This window comes from Vagococcus sp. JNUCC 83, assembly GCF_053667615.1.
The window spans coordinates 2,129,632-2,149,165 of the sequence record NZ_CM132204.1 but is presented as its reverse complement, the minus strand read 5'-3'; the positions used below and the strand labels follow the sequence as shown (position 1 = coordinate 2,149,165).

The window sequence follows — 19,534 nt, the reverse complement described above, 5'->3', positions numbered from 1 at the left end:
TGTTATCATCCTTTTATTTACTTCTTTGTTAATTTTACATCTGACAGATTATTGGTAACTCGACAAATCAGTCTAATAAAATCTTGTTGCTTCATGTGTAAAATATGTTTCTAAATCATAGGGTGAATATAATCCTTTATCTGTTACAACGCCACTAATTCGACTTGGTGGTGTAATATCAAATGACGGGTATATCCCTTTCACGCTAGGTAACGTATTTTTAATTCCTCTGTATTCTAAGACTTGTTGAGGATCCCTTTCTTCTATAATAATGTCTTCACGACCAAACTTATCTGTATCTGGGATTCCTGTAACGTAATATGGAACTTCATAGTGTTGTGCTAAAATTGCTATTTGATTTGTTCCAATTTTATTGGCGATATGACCATCTCTTGCAATAGTATCTGCAGCAGAAGTAAATACGTCGATGCCTTTATTTTCCATAATGTAGGATATCATATTATCTGTTACCACTGTAGTATTGAAACCTAAATCCGCCACACAACTAGCAGTTAATCTAGCTCCTTGAAAATAAGGTCTTGTCTCTGCACAATAGACATCTAATTCATACCCTTCTTCTTTGGCTGCTCGAAATAATGTGCCAATAATTGTTTCACCAAAGCATTGTGTTAAGACACTTCCTTTTTTAGGAAGTTGTTTCAGCAACGTCCGTCCCACTGTATCCATGATTGTATAACGACGATTTAGTGAGTCAATGGTTGTGTTAAAGATAGCATCAATAGCGTCTTCTCCATTATCCAAAGCAAGTTTTCCAACACGTGCGCAATTTTCAGTAATTTGTGTCATACGATTTGCTGTGGTCGGTCTTGCATAACCAATTGTATATGCTGCCTTATCTAGATACTCCTTTTGTTCATCTATTGGTAATTCTCTAGATTCATACGCTGCTAAAGCCATACCCATCCCAGCTGCTGTATACGGACCGGCACTTTGTGTCACCATATCGGTAATGGCCTGAGCGACTTCTTGGTGAGTCACACATTCAACAAACACAATATCTGTTGGATAGATACGTCGATCCAGTATCCGTACTTTTCCTTTTTCATACCATGCGACATTTTCATATTGTAATAAAAACGGCATACCATAATCTGCTCTAGTCATTGTCAAGACTCCCTTATTTTATAATACTATTTTTGGATAATCGGTAACGACGCATCAAAGCCTTACCTGTTGTTATTTTTTCCCTATCAATAATACAGTTAATAGCAAATGTTAAAATAACTCTCTCCATTTGCACTCGGTCACTTGTTTCCGGTGCTGATGAAATTTCTTTCACTTTTGAATCACCTATCGTGCGGCGAATCATCTCTGTTCCTGCATATCCTAATGTGTCTTGCATCACTGCTACGACATATTGTTTGATAAAGGCTTCATTTTGATATAGAGGTAACTCGACTTTTTCTTTTATCACTTGGGTTATTTTCTCTTTGGTTAAATCATAAATCGCTATAATTGTATCAGATAACCATTCACCAAAAGAGTCATCCGTCTCAAAAAAGTCATTATTAGCTAAAGAAAAGAATAGGTTACCAATCACATTACCAATGTCATAACCCATTGGACCATAGAAAGCAAATTCTGGATCAATCACTTTAATCCCATCTTCATTAGCAAAAATAGACCCCGAATGAAGATCACCATGTACTAAAGCTTGGGCATAATTCATATATTTATCTCGTAACATCGCTACTTGAGCAATTAACTCTTCGTTTTGGTAAATAAACTCTTCTACAAATGATTGGTTATCCTCTAAAATAATATTTTGTTTTTTGTAATCATAGTAAGGTTCTGTAAAGACTAAGTCTTCACTAATATCACACATATCGATATTAATAAAATTTTTCACTTGATTCTTCTTGTCTTTTCTATCCCAAACCAAATCACTTGTTGAGACTAATACTTGTGCCATAAAATCACTAATTTCTTCGGCTAATTTCGGAAATTGTCGTTTGTTTAATAGTTCATAACGTAAATTTTTATAGGCAGAAATATCTTCCATAGTAAGAGCAGCCATATTTTCATTATAATCATAGATTTCTGGAATATATTCAGGCATCAAATCGTACTGAATCTTTAGTATATCGGCTTCAATTTTATTTCTATTAATATCCAATGGTCGACCGGATGAGCGTAACAGGACATCGGCTTGTTTGACAACGACGCTTTTTCCACTACTAGGTTCAATAACTTTAAACACATAGTTGATATTTCCGTCTCCAATTTCTTCTATTTCTAAACCTGTTGTATCTTCAAATAATCCTAAATGCTTTGCCACATAGTCTTTTACATCATCATGTGACATTAAAAAGTGCTCATTAAACTGTCTCATTTTACAATTTCCCCTTCCACTACTGCTTTGTCTGTCACAAATTTACTATGATCTGACAACTTACCTTTTGGAAAACCAATCGCGATTGATAATAAAGCCACAACAATCATTAATAAAGAATACCAATTGTAAGGCATAATGCTCACTGGTGACACTCCTGCCATACCGCCTATAACCAATAATTGTCCGGCATAAGGTAATAAACCATTGAATGCTGCTGAAAAGATATCTAATAAACTAGCTGTTCGAGAGGGTGAAATACCAAACTGATTTGAGATATCTTTTGCTAGAGGTCCTGCTGCGATAATTGAAATTGTATTATTTGTTGTTGCGATATCCATTAAACTAACTAAAGCTGCAATAGATAATTCTCCGCCTCGCGAACTTTTAGTATTTTTAGTCAGAACACTCAATAACCAATCAATCCCACCTAAATAATTCATTAATGCAACTAAGCCACCAACTAATATAGCAATAATAGCCATATCTTCCATGCCTTTCATCCCATCATGAGCTATTTTCATAAATTCAATTAAATTAAAATCTCCATGAATCATTCCAATAACCATCCCCGAAAAGATACCAGCAACCATTACTAAAACAACTTGAATGCCAATTAATGATAAAATAATAACTAAAACATAAGGTAGTATATTAACTAAATTAAAATCGTGGGTTGCACCAGATAAAGTCGTTGTATCAATTGGTTGAAAAGCCAAGAGCAACAAATTGATCACAACAGCAGGTAAAACTAGTAGAATATTTGCTTTAAACTTGTCTTTCATTGATACACCTTGACTACGTGTTGCTGCAATCGTTGTATCTGAAATAAATGATAGGTTATCTCCAAACATTGCTCCACCAACCACAATACCACAGACTAATGCCAAATTTGAATTTGTTTTTCCAGCAATATCAATGGCAATAGGAGCAAGAGCTGCTACTGTCCCCATAGATGTCCCCATTGAAAAGCTTAAGATACATGCAATGATAAACAGCCCTGGTAGAATCATATTAGAAGGTAAAATTGTTAATCCTAAATTGGTGATAGAGTCAACAGCTTTCATTCCATTTGCCACACCATAAAAAGCACCTGCTAAAATAAAAATAACGACCATCAACATTAAACCAGAGTCCCCGCCACCTTTACAAAACATCATAACACGCTCATCAAAGGTTGTAGGTTTATCCTTATTGTTCATCGTCAGTGCAATACCGATTGCGATAAGTATACCAATCATAAGTGGCATGCTTTCAAAACTACCTGAGATAAGTCCTGTTGCCATATATAATACCAAGAAAATAATTAACGGGACCATCCCTTTAAAATGACCTTTTTTCTTCGATTCCATAACTGTTCTCCTTTTTCTTTGTTTTTCTTTTTTGTAAAACCTTTAAAATAAACACCTAACATTTTGTATACGCTTCCAACAAAGCCAATATATCTTTGTTTTTCTTTGAATACAAGTATTTTTATTATTTTGTTATATAAAACGAAGATATTTAAAGATTATTTGTTTTGATTTTCTTTGTTTAGTCTTTTTTTTCTTTACATTTTTACTTTATTTGATTACACTACACGTAGAAAGATCTAAAAGGAAAGGGATGTATATGATTAAATATGACCGTTTACAAGCAATTCTTTCTTTACTTGATGAACAAGGAAGTGTGCGTGTAAGTGACTTAAGTAGTCAATTTAGTGTCACTGAAGAAACAATCAGAAAAGATTTAGATACTTTAGAAGAAAAGAAGCTTTTAAAAAGAGTTCGTGGTGGCGCATTCAAACCAAATAATAAAGATAAAGAAGTTCCGATATTTTTACGAGAAACAATGTATCAAAAAGAAAAACAAATTATGGCAGAACATTGTATGTCTTTGATTGAAGAAGGAGATTCGATTGCTTTAGATAGTTCAACAACCTGCTTAACGATTGCTACTTTTTTAGCCAAAACAAAACTCAAACTAACAATTATTACTAACTCTCTTGATATATTTAATGTATTAAAAGGGCATCAGACGATTAACCTGATTGGGATTGGTGGAAATTTTAGAGCTGTTTCACATTCCTTTGTTGGGGCCAACGCTCAGTCTGATATATCACGTTACTTGATTGATAAATCCTTTATCAGTAGTTCCGGATTATCTTTTGGGGTTGGTCCTACTGATAATAGCGAAGTGGAATCGATAGTGAGATATCAATTTATGACACAATCTAACCAAACGATTTTAGTGATTGACCATACTAAATTTGATTTTAGAACCGTGCATATTATTTCAGATTTTTCTCAAATCAATACGGTGATTACTGATCAAAAACCTTTCAACCATGAATGGATTTCTTTTTTTGACAGAGAAAATATCCAGCTAATTTATTAATAATCCTTTATTTTGTATACTTTCCAACAAAAGAAAACAATCATAAAGGAAGGGTATAACTCATGTTAAACTTTAATTATTATAATCCAGCAAATATTTATTTTGGTAAAGGACAAGAGTCTAAAGTAGGCGAACTCATTAATCACTATACTAAAACAAAACGTGTTCTTGTCTTATATAGTGGGGATTACATCTTCAAACTAGGGATTTGGGAAACTATCGAACAATCCTGTCAACAATATGACATTTCGCTTTTCCAAGATGGAAATGTGGTCCCAAATCCAAAATTATCTTTGATTAAGCGCTTAGAAAAAGTCGTAGCTGATGAACAGATTGATTTTATTTTAGCAGTAGGTGGTGGTAGTGTTATTGATACAGCTAAAGCTTTATCATTTGGATGTTTATACGAAGGGGATACTTGGGATTTCTTTACAGGAGAACAAGAAGTTGAGCATACTCTTCCTATTGGAGTGATTTCAACCGTTGCATCATCTGGTTCAGAAATGTCCAACGCTACGATTATTTCTAATGAAGAATATAAATTAGGTGTTGAAACAAACTCAATCATCCCAAAATTTTCTATACTAAATCCCGAATACACACAATTATTACCAGCTTATCCTACTGGAGTTGGTGTATCAGATATTTTAACACACCTCTTAGAGCGATACTTTACTAGTGCCACACACGTTAATTTGACTGACTTTTTACTAGAAGGCGCTATAAAATCATTAATGATTAATGGTACACACCTTATGAATGATTTAACGAATTACGAGCTTCGCGCAGAAATCATGTGGACAGCCTCTATGGCACATAATAATTCTTTAGAGTTAGGTAGAGAACCTGATTGGGCATCTCATAGAATTGAGCATGAACTTAGCGGCCAATATGGCGTGGTTCATGGGGAGGGGATGGCAATTATTTTTCCTGCTTGGATGACTTATGTGAGTCAATTTTATCCAGACATTTTCGTACAATACGGTGTACGTGTTTTTGATATTGATCCATTTGCTTACACAGAATCTGAAATTATTCATTTAAGTATTGAAAAAACAAGAGAATTTTTTACCAAAATGGGGATGAAATCCTATTTAAAGGAATTATCTATTGATACCACACATTTTGAAGAGATGGCACAACGAGCAACAAAAAATGATTCCCAAACAATTGGGCATCTGAAACCTCTCACCTCAAATGATATTGTAAATATTTTAACGATTGCTTTATAATCAAAAAACTAGTAAGAGTAGCTATTCTTACTAGTTTTTCTATGTTTATCCACCAATTAAAAAATCTAAAATATTCATACCTGATGATGTTTCATTTCGATATAACTCCGTAAAGCCACATTGTTTACAGCTAATAGTCGTAAATTTTTTGTTTTGAACATTAAAGATTTTTGAAAAATCGCCACCAGTAGCTTGTATCTGATCCGCTGTATAATCTAAACAGCCACATTTTTCACATTGATATTGTTTTTTTGACATTTCTTCTCCCCCTTTTTAGGTAAAATAATTTTACTATAGGTCATAAAAAAAAGCATTTTATAATGTCTCTAGCAAAGCTAAAGCGACTATAAAATACTTTTACGCTACTTTGTTAAGAAGATTCCTAAGAGTAACCCGATAATCTGCGCACCATTAAATAACACTAAATTTTTTATCGCTACAGAAAAAGTCGTCCCTTTTTCTTGCTTTTCATTAAAAGAAGAAACGTTTTTCTTAATAACAGGAAAAGTTAGTAATACAATCAGCATACTCCAGTGATAGATGCCAACTAACACCCCTACAATAATAACTAAATAACAGCTATACATTAGTACATCAAATAAGTACACACCATTTTTCCTACCAATATAAAAAGGAAGCGTATAACGATGATTTAAAATATCCTGATCTAAATCACACAAGTTATTTGCTAACATGATGTTAGCAATAGTAAACATCATAGGAATAGACGCCCAGACACTCACTATCAATTCTTTAATATCACCTGCTAGTAAAAATTGACCATTCTGAAAATTAAGAGTTAAAAACGATGTATCAAAAACATTTAAATATAGTGTAATAAAGAAAATACCAAACCCCATCGTCACCCCACTAAAAAGCTCACCTAAAGGCATTCTTGAGAGTGGTATTGGACCAAACGTATAAAATATACCGATTAAAAAGCATAAACCACCCATAGGTAATAAGAGTAAACTTGTTCTAAAAGTTAACCATAACCCAATAATACTTGAAAAAGTAATCATTCCTATGATCATATGTCGTACGTTCGTTACTTTTAAGCCAGCTTTTCCTATAATATTAATTGATTGCTGATAACTGTCATCTTTGGCTTTTAGATAGTCCATTAAATTATTAATAGCCGTTGTCGCCATATCAAATACAAACATGCCGATAAAAAACAAGCACATGTTAAGCCAATTTATCTGACCAAAATAATATAGAGAAAATAACAACCCTATAAAATACGGAAACACACTAGCTAATTTAGTCCGAATTTCTACCAACTCAAAAAATACTTCCATCACAACACCTCCTTTGAAATTTATTTCAAATCTTTTATATTTTTAACTTTATAAGGAGAGTCTTCATTTAATTTAAAATTATTTTGGAGTCCTTTACTAATATAAATATCATCTTCTTTCGTGATAAAAATAGCATCTACTCCGTCTAAACTATCAACGTAGGCCATCCCATCTTTAACGCCTTTAGAAAAAACAGCTGTCGATAAAGCATCTCCTGCTATCGAAGTATCTGAAACAATTGTGACACCCGCTATATCATTATCAAAAGGATACCCCGTTTTTGAATTAAACAAATGATGATACACATCATCTCCAACTTTTAAGTATCTCTCATAGATACCTGAGGTTACTAATGATTTATTCTTTTCTTCCACAGTACCAACAACTGTATTTCTTGCTTCATTTGGATCCTGGATGCCTACTTTCCAATTCCCTGACTCACTTTTTGGGTTATCCCCTAGCACATAGACGTTTCCGCCTAAATCAACAATAGCACTAGTGACATCATTTTCTTTTAAAACATCGACTACCTCATCAGTAATATATCCCTTAGCAATCGCTCCTAAATCCAAACTCATGCCCTTTTCTTCTAAATAAACCGTTTGTTCTTTATCATTTAGTATTACTTTTTTATAATCTACTTTTTTTAGCTCTTGATCAATTTCATTTTGTTCTGGTTTTCTTGCGTCATCAAATCCAATATGCCACAACTGAGTGATTGGACCAATCGCTAAATCAAATCCTCCGTTTGAATCTTCACTATAATGGATAGCTGATTTGATTAAATCATAAACATCCGAGCTCACTTTAACAGGTTTTATACCAGCCTGTTCATTAATTTCATCTACCTCAGATCCTTTTTCATTTACCGTAATTGCTCTATCCAACACACCAATACGGTCAAATGCTTTTTTTAAGACATCTTCTTTTCCTTCATTGTATATTTTGACCTGAACGTAAGTCCCCATTAAAAATTGTCTTTCAGAATATGGCTCTTTAACCAATTTTTCTTGTTTATTGGATGTATTGGTTTTTGATTGATTGTCCGTACACCCTACCATTACTGTACTCGTCAACATTAGTAACATAAAGCTTAAAACTAGTTTATTTTTCATGAGTACTTCCTCTCTATCAATTAATTAAAAATAAAAATAGTGGCAAACTAATTAGCTTGCCACTCATTATTATAACAAAATTCAACCTTATTTTTCTACTTGGTTGTCGATTTCAATTGTTTTAGTGTCACCTTTTTCAGCTGCTTCAATTAATTGTTTTGCATATTCTTTGAAGCTATCTGTAGAGTGAGTTGCACCTGTAATTGTATCAATATTTGAAGGATTTTGTTTTTCTAATAATTCTTTATTTAATTCAGGAATATATTTTTCTGGTGAAGTTTTTGCAACTTCTTCCATTTTTTTGTTGTATTCTGCGTCTTCAACTTTTGATTTGCCATCTTCGTTTACATTATCGTAGTTAGACTCTGTAATTTTCCCATCTTTAACAACAATAGTAAAGACAACACGGTAGCCATTGTTATAATTTTTTTCTTCTAATTTGTATTCACCATCTTTTAACTCTCCAATGGTCATTGAAGACTCTTCAGTTGATGATTCTTTTGCAACGACTGAACTAGATTCTTTAGTTGAACTTGATGTTTTTGTGTCATCAGCTTTGTCCCCACCACAAGCAGCTAATAAAACTGTTGCTAAAGCTAACATGGTAACACCTGATACTAATTTTTTAATTTTCATAATGAATAACCCGCCTTTTTATATTCTTTGTGAACTTCTAATCACTTGTAATTTTATATCAATGTGACAAAAAATGCAACGCCTTTCAATAACTTTATTCATTTTTTCACAGCTTTCTAATATTTCTCTTACTTCCGCTTATTTACAATATAATCAAAGATTTGTTAGACATTTTTTTAAAAACACTGTATAATTGTAAGTAATTGTGTAAAATTTTTCACGTTGTTATTATTCATTTATATTCTGCACAATTCACAAACTAATTTCTATTAATATAAGGAGAGTGTTTTATGGCAAAGACTGAAATAGTAGTTGTTGGAGCTGGTTACTCTGGTATAGCTGCTACGAAAATGTTATCAAAAAAATTGAAAAAAAATCCTGATGCTCATATCACATTAATTGATCGTCATTCGTATCAAACAATGATGACAGAGTTACATGAAGTTGCTGGCGGACGTGTTGAACCCGAGGCAATTCAGTACGACTTACAGCGTCTATTTTGTAAACGTAAAAATGTGAGCATTGTAACAGATACTGTCACAACGATTGATAAAGAGAAAAAGATAGTTAAAACACAACAGGGATCTTATTCATTTGATTATTTAGTTTTAGGTATGGGTGGAGAACCTAACGATTTTGGTACTCCAGGTGTGAAAGAACATGGCTTTACTTTATGGTCAATGGACGATGCTACCAAAATCAGAGAGCATATTGAACGCACAGTTACTTTAGCATCAGTTGAACCTGATGAAGCTAAACGTAAAGCGATGTTAAACTTTGTTGTTTGTGGTTCTGGATTTACCGGTATTGAAATGGTCGGTGAATTAATCGACTGGAAAGACAGATTAGCTAAAAACAACAAAATTAAACCTGAAGACATCAATTTAATGGTGGTTGAAGCGGCACCTACTATATTAAATATGTTAGATCGTAACGACGCTGGAAAAGCAGAAAAGTATCTAACTAAAAAAGGTGTTGCTATCTTAAAAGACATGCCTATTATTGAGGTTAATGAAGACCATATCGTTTTAAAATCTGGCGAAAAAATTCCAACGCATACCCTAATTTGGACTGCTGGGGTTAAAGCTAATAGTGATGCTGAACAGTTTGACATGTCAGCTGCTCGTGCTAATCGCTTAGTAGCTAATGAGTACATGCAAGCAAAAGGATATGAAGATAAAGGTATTTATGTGGTTGGAGATTTAGTTTACTTTGAAGAATCAGATAAAGAAAATCGTCCAACTCCTCAAATTGTTCAAGCAGCTGAACAAACTGGTCATTGCGCAGCTAAAAACATCCTAGCCACAATTAATGGTTCAGAAAAAGAAGCTTATAAAGGTAAATATGATGGATTCATGGTATCTATTGGTTCTAAGTATGCTGTCGCTTGTGTCTTTGATAAATTCCATTTAAGTGGATTTTTTGCGATGTTGATGAAACATATCATCAACTTACGCTACTTCTTTGATATTAGATCAGGCTACTACATGTTCCAGTATATCATGCATGAATTCTTTAGAATTAAAGACGAGCGTAATGTCTTCAGAGGACATACCTCTCGTAATAGTAACGTATTGTGGTCTGTTCCTCTACGTGTTTTCTACGGATGTGTTTGGTTAGTTGAAGCAATGAAAAAAGTGGTTGGTAATGGTAAAGTATTACAACCTAGTACATGGTTTGGAGATGGATCGTGGTTCACAAATACTGTGGCCTTTCCTTTCGAATGGTTACAACCTGCAGCTGATGCAACCTCTGGAGCATCACAAGCTGCCGATACTGCCGCTACAGTAACACCCGATCCAACATTTGGGCTAAGCTATGCTTTTGGTGAAGAACCTATGTTAGTGTTCAAATCTATGCCTGACTGGTTTGGCTCAATTATGAAATTTATGATGCCAAACACAGAAGTTGCATTGTTTATGCAAAAATTTATGACATTATTTGAAGTAGCTTTAGCTCTTGCAATTATTGTTGGACTATTTACTTGGTTAGCCAATGCGACAACTATTGTTTTAGTTGTTATGTTCTGTCTATCAGGTATGTTCTACTGGGTAAATATTTGGTTCTTATTTGTCGCCTTTGCCTTAATGAACGGATCAGGACGTGCCTTTGGATTGGATAAATGGGTTATCCCATGGATTCAACGTAAATTAGGTAATTGGTGGTATGGTGATGTAAAAGCTCGCTACGGTGAAAAATCGTAAACCTAAGATACTTCATCAGAAAGTTCTAGATAATTTCTAGGACTTTCTTTTTATTCAAAGTATTGCACTATGAATAAATTGATAGTATTCTCACTATAATAAGGAGAATAAGCATGCCGAAAAATAAAAAAATTATCTATATTGCTCTACTAGTAGCCCAAGGTGTCATTATCGGTCTTCTTGAGAACATGATTCCCTTTCCTTTTGCGTTTGCCCCGGGAGCTAAGTTGGGGCTAGCAAATTTAATTACCATCATTGCTATTTTCACTATGCCTATGAAAGATAGCTTTATACTGGTTGTCCTTCGTTTATTTTTAACGACATTACTTGGAGGGACAATATCCACTTTAATGTACAGCGCGGCTGGCGCTTTTCTAAGTTACTTTGGTATGATTCTACTAAAACAACTTGGTCCTAAACGTATTAGCACAATAGGTATTAGTGCGTTTGGTGGTTTTCTGCACAATGTTGGTCAATTAATCGTTGCTAGTTGGATTGCAAAATCATGGACTGTGATGTTGTACCTCCCAATTCTTTCGTGGATTGGTATTTTAGCTGGTATTGCTATCGGTATCGCTGCAAATTACTTAATGCAGCATGTCAAAACACTTCAAGAATTTCAGTTAGCATATGATAATAAACACACTCTAAAATAAGGAGACTATTGATGGAACCTCATGCTATGTGGACGTCATATCCGTCCTTAAAAAAAGATTTACAAAAGACCTTAAATTTAATATCTGATTCAATCTCTTTACCTAATAAAGAAGTAGAAGATGCTATTTTATCGATTTTCCATTCTGGTGGTAAGCTGCTTCGTCCTGCCTATCTATTACTTTTCTCAGACTTTGGAACAAAAACGGATAAAAAGAAAACCATCGCACTCGCTGCTGCCATCGAGACTCTACACACAGCAACACTTATCCATGATGATATTGTTGATGGGGCAAATATTAGACGTGGTACAGCTACTATGAATTCGACATTCAACACAGATATAGCTGTCTATTCTGGTGACTATCTTTTTATTGTTTGCTTTAAATTATTGTTAGAATATCAAAGCTCACTAAAAAGTATTGAATTAAACACTTCGAGCATGGAAAAAGTGTTACTTGGTGAATTAGGACAAATGAGTGAGCGATACAATATGGATGTTACTATTGATGAGTACCTAGCTAATATTACGGGTAAAACGGCTGAATTATTTGCTTTAAGTTGCTTTATTGGATGCTACGAAAATGGTGGCAATAAAAAGCTTGCTAATAAATGCCGTGAAATAGGTAAAGATATAGGATTAGCTTTCCAAATTGTCGATGATATTCTAGACTACTCACAAAATGAACAAACCATTGGAAAACCAGTACTCGAAGATGTGCGTCAAGGTGTATATAGTTTGCCTTTAATTTGTAGTATTCACGAACATCCAGAAAAATTCAAACCGATATTAGGGAAAAAAGAACTTATGACACAAGAAGATGCTAAAGCCATTCATAACTTAGTTATTAAAAATAATGGGGTGGACAAAGCATATGATTTAGCCGCTCACTACACGACTCGAGCGCTTAATAGTATTCAAACATTACCAGACAACGAACAGCAAACAAAACAACAGATTTATGATATTACTAAATTAATCTTACAAAGAACATTTTAAACCTTAATCGTTTCCTTGATTAAGGTTCTTTTTATTCATAAGCTTGCACCAACTCTTTAAACCCGATATAATCGGGGAGATACGATAGACAAACAACTACACTAACAAAGAAAAAGTGAGGGATTAATTTTGATTACTGTTTCAGATGTCAGTTTACAATTCCCGGATAGAAAATTATTCGATGATGTAAACATTAAATTTACACCTGGCAATTGCTATGGGTTGATTGGTGCGAATGGTGCTGGAAAATCAACCTTTTTAAAAATACTTTCAAACGAAATTGAACCAACAACAGGCTACGTTGCTTTAGGACCTGATGAACGATTAGCAACACTTAAACAAAATCATTTTGACTATGAGGGTGAAACTGTAATAGATACTGTTATTATGGGACATAAACGTCTTTATGAAGTGATGCAAGAAAAAAATGCCATCTATATGAAAGAAGATTTTTCTGATGAAGATGGGATTAAAGCTGCTGAACTTGAAGGTGAGTTTGCTGAATTAAATGGTTGGGAAGCTGAACCAGAAGCTGCAAGCTTACTGCAAGGTTTAAATATCACAGAAGACTTACATTCTCTTAAAATGGCTGAATTAACAGCGGGACAAAAAGTAAAAGTTTTGCTTGCACAGGCCTTATTTGGTCAACCGGATGTATTGCTACTAGATGAGCCAACAAATGGTCTTGATAGAGAGTCTATCGCATGGTTAGAAGAATTTTTAATCAACTTTGACAATACAGTTATTACTGTTTCCCATGACCGTCATTTTTTAAACAAAGTTTGTACACACATGGCTGATTTGGACTTTGGAAAAATTAAACTTTACGTTGGAAACTACGATTTTTGGTTAGAATCTAGCCAATTAGCTGCACGACTTCAAGCAGATCAAAATGCGAAAAAAGAAGAAAAAGTGAAAGAGTTACAAGCTTTTATCGCTAGATTTAGTGCGAATGCTTCTAAATCTAAACAAGCAACATCTCGTAAAAAAATGTTAGATAAAATTGAACTAGATGATATCCAACCATCATCACGTCGTTACCCTTTTGTAGGTTTTAATCCAGAACGAGAAATTGGAAACGACTTATTACAAGTTGAAAATATTTCAAAAACAATTGATGGGAAAAAAATTCTAGATAACATCTCATTTACACTAAGAAAAGATGATAAAGTAGCTTTTATTGCTAAAGATGATATTACAACTACTATTCTTTTCAAAATTATTATGGGTGAAATGGAACCTGATTCTGGGTCAGTTCGTTGGGGCGTCACAACGTCTCAAGCTTACCTACCAAAAGATACAACAGATGAATTTAACAACGATATGACAATTGTTGATTGGTTGCGCCAATATGCTTCTAAAGAAGAAAACGACAATACCTTCTTACGTAGCTTCTTAGGTCGTATGCTTTTCTCTAGAGAGGATGTTTTAAAACCTGTTAATGTTCTGTCTGGAGGCGAAAAAGTTCGCTGTATGTTATCAAAATTAATGCTATCAAAAGCTAATGTTTTAGTTTTAGATGATCCAACAAATCACTTAGATCTAGAGTCAATAACAGCATTAAATGATGGCCTAATCACTTTTAAAGGATCAATTCTTTTTGCTTCACACGATCATCAGTTTATCCAAACAACAGCAAACCGTATCATTGCTGTGTCAGATCAAGGAGCTATCGACCGAGCGGAAACAACATATGATGAATTTTTAGAAAATAAAACGGTCAAACAACAATTAAATACAATGTTTAAATAGACAAAAGTCAGCTATGCCAAGAACATAGCTGACTTTTTTAATCATATAAACTAAGGATTAACTCACCATTGACCCATTCACCCAAGTAAACATTTTGCACTTCAACTCCTTGTTTATTTAACTCATTAAATAACCAAGAATCATCTCTATCAATCATTTCCAATACATCTTGATTGATATATCCATTAGTTATCAAAGGATACTTTACATTTTCTTCGCCATATAAAATAATCGTTAGCTGACCATTCTGCTCTTGTATAGCTCTCTTAACTGAACGGGTCTCATAAACATTTGCTGCCCTTAATTTAAACATCAAATCATTCGCTGAAATTCCTTTTTTAGTACATTCGTCTACTAACACTTTACCATTTTTTATAAGAGTAGTTGGATAACCATCAATCATTTTTTTGACAATAGCCACATTTTCTTTCAGATACTTAAATAATGTAACTAAAAATGTCCACATAACCAACACTAAAAAATATTGTAATATAGATATTTGCGCGTTATAAATCATCCCACCTATAATCCCCCCTAAAACAAAGTTTTGCAGTTGATCTAAGGGTGATGTAGGCGCTAAGTTAGCTTTTCCTAGTAGATTCATTTGAAAGATTAATGTGATAATTCCAATTGCTAACTTAATTCCTATATCTAAATATTCTTTCATTCAATCATCACTTCCCTGTTACTTTTATCGATTCATCATTTACTAAAACTGTTTCTTCCAATTTAAATGTCGTAAAATCATTATTAAAATTTACTTGATAATACTTATTATGTATTTTCAACACCATCTCATCTTTTAAATATTTATAATTTACACTAATCACTTCCGGATCTACAGACTTCTTCTTACTAACTGAATTTAAAAAAAAGAGCATCTGAGAGTAATTACCCCTTTCGATTTTCCCTTTTTGGTAATCATTTGTCTGTATCCCTATTAAAAAAACTAACAATAATGACAATAGAATAATTAAATCTCGATATTTTAAACGACTTTTATTTTTTGAACGTTTTAAAATAAATAACAAAGTAATTAATAAAATTAATATAATTAATAAATATTGATAAATATGACTATTGTTAGACTGATTTACAAAATAGTCATATGTAAAAAATTCCATTTTAGTCCAACTCCCTATTTAATATTTATCTGACATTTCCTATAGAAAAAATAGCTAATGCCCCATAACCTGTATGACTGGCTATAGTTGGCCCCATTCGTTGTACCACTATATTTTTAGCTGGTACTTCTTTTTCTAAAATATGCTTTAATGTTTGTCCCGATTTTTCATCTCCAGCATAAGCAATTAAAATCTCTTGGGATTTTGCCTCTTGTATCGTTGTTTTCGTTAGCTCAACAATTTTTTCTAATGAATGTTTCCGTCCCCTAACTTTACCCGTATTAATTAATTTTCCTGATGAATTGACGCATATGATGGGTTTTACTTTAATCATACTACCAATCACTGCAGATGTCTTAGATATCCTGCCACCACGCTCTAAGTGTTTTAGATCATCTACTGTAACCCATGAATGTAGTCTTGGTATCATACTGTCCAAAATCGATATCACTTCTTCTATAGTTTGTCCTTGACGTCTCAATGATAGAACATGCTTGATAATTAATCCTTCTCCAAGGGATGCTGCTAACGAATCAATAATGATAACTGGAACTTTTTTTCCTATTTCTTCCTCTAACATGGTTAAAGCCGTAACTGCGTTATTATATGAGCCACTAAGTCCTGATGAAAAACAAACATATAACAAGGGTATATTTGATTCTGTATATTTTTTAAAGATATCTAAATAAGTACCAATATTAATTTGCGAGGTTGTTGGCGTTGCACCATTTTTTAACTCTGACATAAACCATTCGTAATCAAATGTTTCTTGGAAATCATCTTTATATTCTTTACCATTCAACTGAATAATCATACTCACTTTTACTATACCATCATCTGTTAGCATGTTATAAGGTAAATCACAACATGAATCTACCAGTAAATCAAATTTATAAGTCATTTTGTTTTCTCCCTATACTTAGTCTCACTCTATTATATAACAAAAAAATAGAGAGTTCGATAACTCCCTATTTTTATTCTATTTATTGGGTATTTAAATTTGTTCCCACACATCTTCTAAAATATTTGTTTGTGTTCTATCTGGACCTACAGAAAATGTTGAGATTCTAACATCTACTAGTTCAGATACGCGTTGAACATAATTTCTAGCATTTTCTGGTAAATCTTCAAGAGTTTGACATATTGTAATATCCTCTGTCCACCCAGGCAACTCTTCATAGATTGGTTTACATCTAGATAAGTCTTTTAGACTAGCTGGATAGTGAGTGATTTCTTTACCATCCAATTCATATGCTACACATATTTTAATAACAGGTAGTCCAGTTAATACATCAATTGAATTTAGTGATAGATTGGTAATACCAGATACACGTCTAGAATGTCTCATAACAACACTATCAAACCATCCTACACGTCTTGGTCTACCGGTTGTTGTCCCATATTCACGCCCTACTTCTCTAATTTGATGACCCGTTTCATCAAATAATTCTGTAGGGAATGGACCATCTCCTACACGAGAGGTATAAGCTTTACATACGCCGACTACTTTATCAATTTTTGATGGTCCAACTCCCGTTCCGATTGTTACACCACCTGCTAATGGATTTGAAGATGTTACGAATGGATACGTTCCTTGATCGATATCTAGCATAACACCTTGGGCTCCTTCAAATAAGACATGTTTTCCATTATCTAAAGCATCATTTAAAATAACAGATGTATCAGTTACGTATTCTTTGATTAATTGACCATATTCATAGTACTCCTCAAAAACTTCTTCAAATGAAATAGGATCAACTTCATATATTTTAGTAAATAATTTATTTTTTTCTTCTAGATTAGTCTTTAATCGTTCTTCAAAAATTTCTTTATCTAATAAATCAGCCACACGAATACCAACACGTGCTGCTTTATCCATATATGCTGGACCGATTCCTTTAATAGTTGTTCCAATTTTTTGCTCACCTTTTGATTCTTCTTGAAGTCTATCAAGTAAAATATGATAAGGTAAAATAACGTGTGCTCTATCTGATATTCTTAAATTTTTTGTTGGAATATTGTGTTCCTTTAAATAATTTAATTCTTTAATCAATGATTTGGGGTTAACAACCACACCATTACCAATCACGCTAATTTTATCTTGATAAAAAATGCCTGACGGAATTAAGTGAAGTTTATAAGTTGTTCCATCAAATTGAATAGTGTGGCCTGCGTTGTCTCCACCTTGGTATCTTGCAATAATTTCTGAATTCTCACTTAAAAAATCAGTGATTTTCCCTTTACCTTCGTCTCCCCACTGAGTTCCTACTACTACAACTGATGACATACGAACACTCCGTTCTTCTCTTTTATTCATTACTTGACTATATTATCAAAAAAAAGCTAACAAAACAACTAAATCGGAACATTAAAACAAAAAAATCTTTTTTTAAACACAAATCACGAACATCAGAATTCTTCCCTTGATGAAATCGATGTAAATTTGTTATATTCTTTAATAAACATCAATTCTACAGTACCCCTAGCACCACTTCTATTTTTTTCAATAATCACTTCTATAATGTTATTCGATTCTTGAGCTGGTTCATCGTCACCATCTTCTCCATCACGTTGATAGTAATCATCTCGATATAAAAAGGCAACAATGTCTGCATCTTGCTCAATCGACCCTGATTCACGGATATCGCTTAATACAGGGCGCTTATCTTGACGTTGTTCTACCCCACGCGACAACTGAGACAACGCTATAACTGGTACTTTTAATTCTTTAGCTAATTTTTTTAATTGACGAGAAATTTCTGAGACTTCTTGCTGCCTATTTTCTCGTCCAGTTCCTTCTATCAACTGCAAATAATCGATTAAAATAAGTCCCAAATCACCTTGTTCTTGGGCTAATTTTCGACATTTGGCTCTAATTTCAGATATTTTTATTCCTGGAGTATCATCAATAAAAATATTGGCTCTGGATAGACTCCCCATAGCGACAATTAAGCTATTCCATTCTTCATCTGTTAACTGTCCTGTTTTTAAATGACTTGCTTCTATTGAACCCTCAGAACAGAGCATACGATTAACTAAAGATTCAGCACTCATTTCTAAACTGAAAATTGCAACAGACTCATCTGTTTTTGTTCCTACATTTTGTGCTATATTTAATGCGAAGGCGGTTTTACCTACCGCAGGACGAGCTGCTAAAATAATTAACTCTTCTGATTGAAGACCTGCTGTCATTTTATCAAGTGCATGATAACCAGTCGGTAACCCAGTAATGTCATCACCTTGTTGTGATAATTGCTCTATTTGAGCAATTGAGTCACTTAATACATCAGATATAGCTAAAAAGCCACTTCTATTTCTTTTTTCAGAAACCTCAAGTATCTGTCTCTCAGCTTCATCTAAAATGAATTCAACATCTTCATCTTGCTCAAACCCTTTAGTAACAATATCTGTTGCTGTTTGAATCAAGCGACGTAACAACGATTTTTGTTCCACAATTTTTGCATAATACCCAACATTAGCTGCTGTAGGAACACTTGTTGTTAACTCTGATAAGTAGCTAATGCCACCAATATCTTCTAACAACTGTTTTTGTTCCAATTCTGTTTTCATTGTAATGACATCAATGGCTTCATTACGATTATTTAAATCTAACATTATTTGGAAAAGTAATTGATGTGAGCGTCGATAAAAATCGGAAGCATCAATATATTCCATAGCCTCTACCAAAGCATCTGCATTTAAAAAGACAGAACCTAACACTGCTTGTTCTGCCTCGATACTTTGAGGTGGCACTCTATCTTGTTGCATTAATTCCATAGATTCCAAT

At 33.5% G+C, this 19,534-nt stretch carries 18 protein-coding genes; 6 read left to right on the top strand and 12 right to left on the bottom strand.

Translation table 11 applies throughout. The annotated features are described in order from the left end of the window. Nucleotides 1-72: 72 nt before the first annotated feature. The 3 genes from JNUCC83_RS10525 to JNUCC83_RS10515 are packed head-to-tail and all read right to left on the bottom strand — an operon-like array spanning nucleotide 73 to nucleotide 3,705. A complete protein-coding gene (locus JNUCC83_RS10525) occupies nucleotides 73-1,125 on the bottom strand; it encodes an S-methyl-5-thioribose-1-phosphate isomerase (RefSeq protein ID WP_454459932.1) in 1,053 nt (350 codons plus the stop codon). 13 nt (nucleotides 1,126-1,138) lie between these two features. Further along, the gene (gene mtnK / locus JNUCC83_RS10520) at nucleotides 1,139-2,353 is read right to left on the bottom strand and encodes an S-methyl-5-thioribose kinase (RefSeq protein WP_454459931.1); all 1,215 of its coding nucleotides are present in this window, start codon (nucleotides 2,351-2,353) and stop codon (nucleotides 1,139-1,141) included. After that, nucleotides 2,350-3,705: a Na+/H+ antiporter NhaC family protein gene (locus tag JNUCC83_RS10515; protein ID WP_454459930.1), complete on the bottom strand. Its 1,356-nt coding sequence runs from the start codon at nucleotides 3,703-3,705 to the stop codon at nucleotides 2,350-2,352. Before JNUCC83_RS10515 ends, mtnK begins: the two co-directional genes overlap by 4 nt. A gap of 259 nt (nucleotides 3,706-3,964) precedes the next feature. Here JNUCC83_RS10515 and JNUCC83_RS10510 point away from each other — a divergent pair, with 259 nt between their 5' ends. Both JNUCC83_RS10510 and JNUCC83_RS10505 read left to right on the top strand, forming a co-directional pair. After that, nucleotides 3,965-4,729 carry a DeoR/GlpR family DNA-binding transcription regulator gene (locus JNUCC83_RS10510; RefSeq protein ID WP_454459929.1) on the top strand — a complete coding sequence of 255 codons (765 nt, stop codon included), beginning with the start codon at nucleotides 3,965-3,967 and terminating at the stop codon, nucleotides 4,727-4,729. Nucleotides 4,730-4,791: 62 nt separating this feature from the next. After that, a complete protein-coding gene (locus JNUCC83_RS10505) occupies nucleotides 4,792-5,961 on the top strand; it encodes an iron-containing alcohol dehydrogenase (protein ID WP_454459928.1) in 1,170 nt (389 codons plus the stop codon). Nucleotides 5,962-6,006: 45 nt separating this feature from the next. Here the strand turns inward: JNUCC83_RS10505 and JNUCC83_RS10500 are convergent, their stop codons facing one another. From JNUCC83_RS10500 to JNUCC83_RS10485, 4 genes are all read right to left on the bottom strand, one after another. Then, nucleotides 6,007-6,219 carry a zinc ribbon domain-containing protein gene (locus tag JNUCC83_RS10500; RefSeq protein WP_079346501.1) on the bottom strand — a complete coding sequence of 71 codons (213 nt, stop codon included), beginning with the start codon at nucleotides 6,217-6,219 and terminating at the stop codon, nucleotides 6,007-6,009. 104 nt (nucleotides 6,220-6,323) lie between these two features. Beyond that, nucleotides 6,324-7,262 (bottom strand): 1,4-dihydroxy-2-naphthoate polyprenyltransferase, encoded by a 939-nt coding sequence (menA, locus tag JNUCC83_RS10495; protein ID WP_454459927.1) that lies wholly within the window; start codon nucleotides 7,260-7,262, stop codon nucleotides 6,324-6,326. 20 nt (nucleotides 7,263-7,282) lie between these two features. Then, nucleotides 7,283-8,377 (bottom strand): FAD:protein FMN transferase, encoded by a 1,095-nt coding sequence (locus JNUCC83_RS10490; RefSeq protein ID WP_454459926.1) that lies wholly within the window; start codon nucleotides 8,375-8,377, stop codon nucleotides 7,283-7,285. A gap of 87 nt (nucleotides 8,378-8,464) precedes the next feature. Then, entirely contained in the window at nucleotides 8,465-9,013 is a 549-nt protein-coding gene (locus JNUCC83_RS10485) for an FMN-binding protein (RefSeq protein ID WP_454459925.1), read from the bottom strand. Between the two features lie 290 nt (nucleotides 9,014-9,303). Here JNUCC83_RS10485 and JNUCC83_RS10480 point away from each other — a divergent pair, with 290 nt between their 5' ends. From JNUCC83_RS10480 to JNUCC83_RS10465, 4 genes are all read left to right on the top strand, one after another. Continuing rightward, the gene (locus JNUCC83_RS10480) at nucleotides 9,304-11,217 is read left to right on the top strand and encodes an FAD-dependent oxidoreductase (RefSeq protein ID WP_454459924.1); all 1,914 of its coding nucleotides are present in this window, start codon (nucleotides 9,304-9,306) and stop codon (nucleotides 11,215-11,217) included. Between the two features lie 113 nt (nucleotides 11,218-11,330). Further along, nucleotides 11,331-11,873, top strand: a complete 543-nt coding sequence (locus JNUCC83_RS10475) for a Gx transporter family protein (protein ID WP_454459923.1) — start codon at nucleotides 11,331-11,333, stop codon at nucleotides 11,871-11,873. Between the two features lie 11 nt (nucleotides 11,874-11,884). Further along, nucleotides 11,885-12,871, top strand: a complete 987-nt coding sequence (locus JNUCC83_RS10470) for a polyprenyl synthetase family protein (RefSeq protein ID WP_454459922.1) — start codon at nucleotides 11,885-11,887, stop codon at nucleotides 12,869-12,871. Between the two features lie 129 nt (nucleotides 12,872-13,000). Beyond that, nucleotides 13,001-14,623: an ABC-F family ATP-binding cassette domain-containing protein gene (locus JNUCC83_RS10465; protein WP_454459921.1), complete on the top strand. Its 1,623-nt coding sequence runs from the start codon at nucleotides 13,001-13,003 to the stop codon at nucleotides 14,621-14,623. 37 nt (nucleotides 14,624-14,660) lie between these two features. On the opposite strand, the gene JNUCC83_RS10460 is transcribed toward JNUCC83_RS10465, so the two are convergent. The 5 genes from JNUCC83_RS10460 to dnaB all read right to left on the bottom strand — a co-directional run bounded on the left by JNUCC83_RS10460 (nucleotide 14,661) and on the right by dnaB (nucleotide 19,524). Beyond that, nucleotides 14,661-15,290 (bottom strand): DUF421 domain-containing protein, encoded by a 630-nt coding sequence (locus JNUCC83_RS10460; RefSeq protein ID WP_454459920.1) that lies wholly within the window; start codon nucleotides 15,288-15,290, stop codon nucleotides 14,661-14,663. A gap of 7 nt (nucleotides 15,291-15,297) precedes the next feature. Next, on the bottom strand, nucleotides 15,298-15,747 hold the full coding sequence (locus JNUCC83_RS10455) for a DUF3290 family protein (RefSeq protein ID WP_454459919.1): 450 nt from the start codon (nucleotides 15,745-15,747) through the stop codon (nucleotides 15,298-15,300). A 25-nt stretch (nucleotides 15,748-15,772) separates the two neighbouring features. After that, a complete protein-coding gene (locus JNUCC83_RS10450) occupies nucleotides 15,773-16,648 on the bottom strand; it encodes a DegV family protein (RefSeq protein WP_454459918.1) in 876 nt (291 codons plus the stop codon). Nucleotides 16,649-16,741: 93 nt separating this feature from the next. Further along, a complete protein-coding gene (locus JNUCC83_RS10445; protein WP_454459917.1) occupies nucleotides 16,742-18,034 on the bottom strand; it encodes an adenylosuccinate synthase in 1,293 nt (430 codons plus the stop codon). Nucleotides 18,035-18,156: 122 nt separating this feature from the next. After that, a complete protein-coding gene (dnaB, locus tag JNUCC83_RS10440) occupies nucleotides 18,157-19,524 on the bottom strand; it encodes a replicative DNA helicase (RefSeq protein WP_454459916.1) in 1,368 nt (455 codons plus the stop codon). Nucleotides 19,525-19,534 lie beyond the last annotated feature (10 nt).

Excerpts from the sequence above, each read along its gene's own strand:
- JNUCC83_RS10515 (WP_454459930.1), bottom strand. The coding sequence starts at position 3,705 with ATGGAATCGAAGAAAAAAGGTCATTTTAAAGGGATGGTCCCGTTAATT.
- mtnK (WP_454459931.1), bottom strand. The coding sequence starts at position 2,353 with ATGAGACAGTTTAATGAGCACTTTTTAATGTCACATGATGATGTAAAA.
- menA (WP_454459927.1), bottom strand. The coding sequence starts at position 7,262 with ATGGAAGTATTTTTTGAGTTGGTAGAAATTCGGACTAAATTAGCTAGT.
- JNUCC83_RS10510 (WP_454459929.1), top strand. The coding sequence starts at position 3,965 with ATGATTAAATATGACCGTTTACAAGCAATTCTTTCTTTACTTGATGAA.
- JNUCC83_RS10450 (WP_454459918.1), bottom strand. The coding sequence starts at position 16,648 with ATGACTTATAAATTTGATTTACTGGTAGATTCATGTTGTGATTTACCT.
- JNUCC83_RS10460 (WP_454459920.1), bottom strand. The coding sequence starts at position 15,290 with ATGAAAGAATATTTAGATATAGGAATTAAGTTAGCAATTGGAATTATC.
- JNUCC83_RS10490 (WP_454459926.1), bottom strand. The coding sequence starts at position 8,377 with ATGAAAAATAAACTAGTTTTAAGCTTTATGTTACTAATGTTGACGAGT.
- JNUCC83_RS10500 (WP_079346501.1), bottom strand. The coding sequence starts at position 6,219 with ATGTCAAAAAAACAATATCAATGTGAAAAATGTGGCTGTTTAGATTAT.
- JNUCC83_RS10485 (WP_454459925.1), bottom strand. The coding sequence starts at position 9,013 with ATGAAAATTAAAAAATTAGTATCAGGTGTTACCATGTTAGCTTTAGCA.
- dnaB (WP_454459916.1), bottom strand. The coding sequence starts at position 19,524 with ATGGAATTAATGCAACAAGATAGAGTGCCACCTCAAAGTATCGAGGCA.
- JNUCC83_RS10445 (WP_454459917.1), bottom strand. The coding sequence starts at position 18,034 with ATGTCATCAGTTGTAGTAGTAGGAACTCAGTGGGGAGACGAAGGTAAA.
- JNUCC83_RS10505 (WP_454459928.1), top strand. The coding sequence starts at position 4,792 with ATGTTAAACTTTAATTATTATAATCCAGCAAATATTTATTTTGGTAAA.
- JNUCC83_RS10475 (WP_454459923.1), top strand. The coding sequence starts at position 11,331 with ATGCCGAAAAATAAAAAAATTATCTATATTGCTCTACTAGTAGCCCAA.
- JNUCC83_RS10525 (WP_454459932.1), bottom strand. The coding sequence starts at position 1,125 with ATGACTAGAGCAGATTATGGTATGCCGTTTTTATTACAATATGAAAAT.
- JNUCC83_RS10470 (WP_454459922.1), top strand. The coding sequence starts at position 11,885 with ATGGAACCTCATGCTATGTGGACGTCATATCCGTCCTTAAAAAAAGAT.
- JNUCC83_RS10455 (WP_454459919.1), bottom strand. The coding sequence starts at position 15,747 with ATGGAATTTTTTACATATGACTATTTTGTAAATCAGTCTAACAATAGT.
- JNUCC83_RS10480 (WP_454459924.1), top strand. The coding sequence starts at position 9,304 with ATGGCAAAGACTGAAATAGTAGTTGTTGGAGCTGGTTACTCTGGTATA.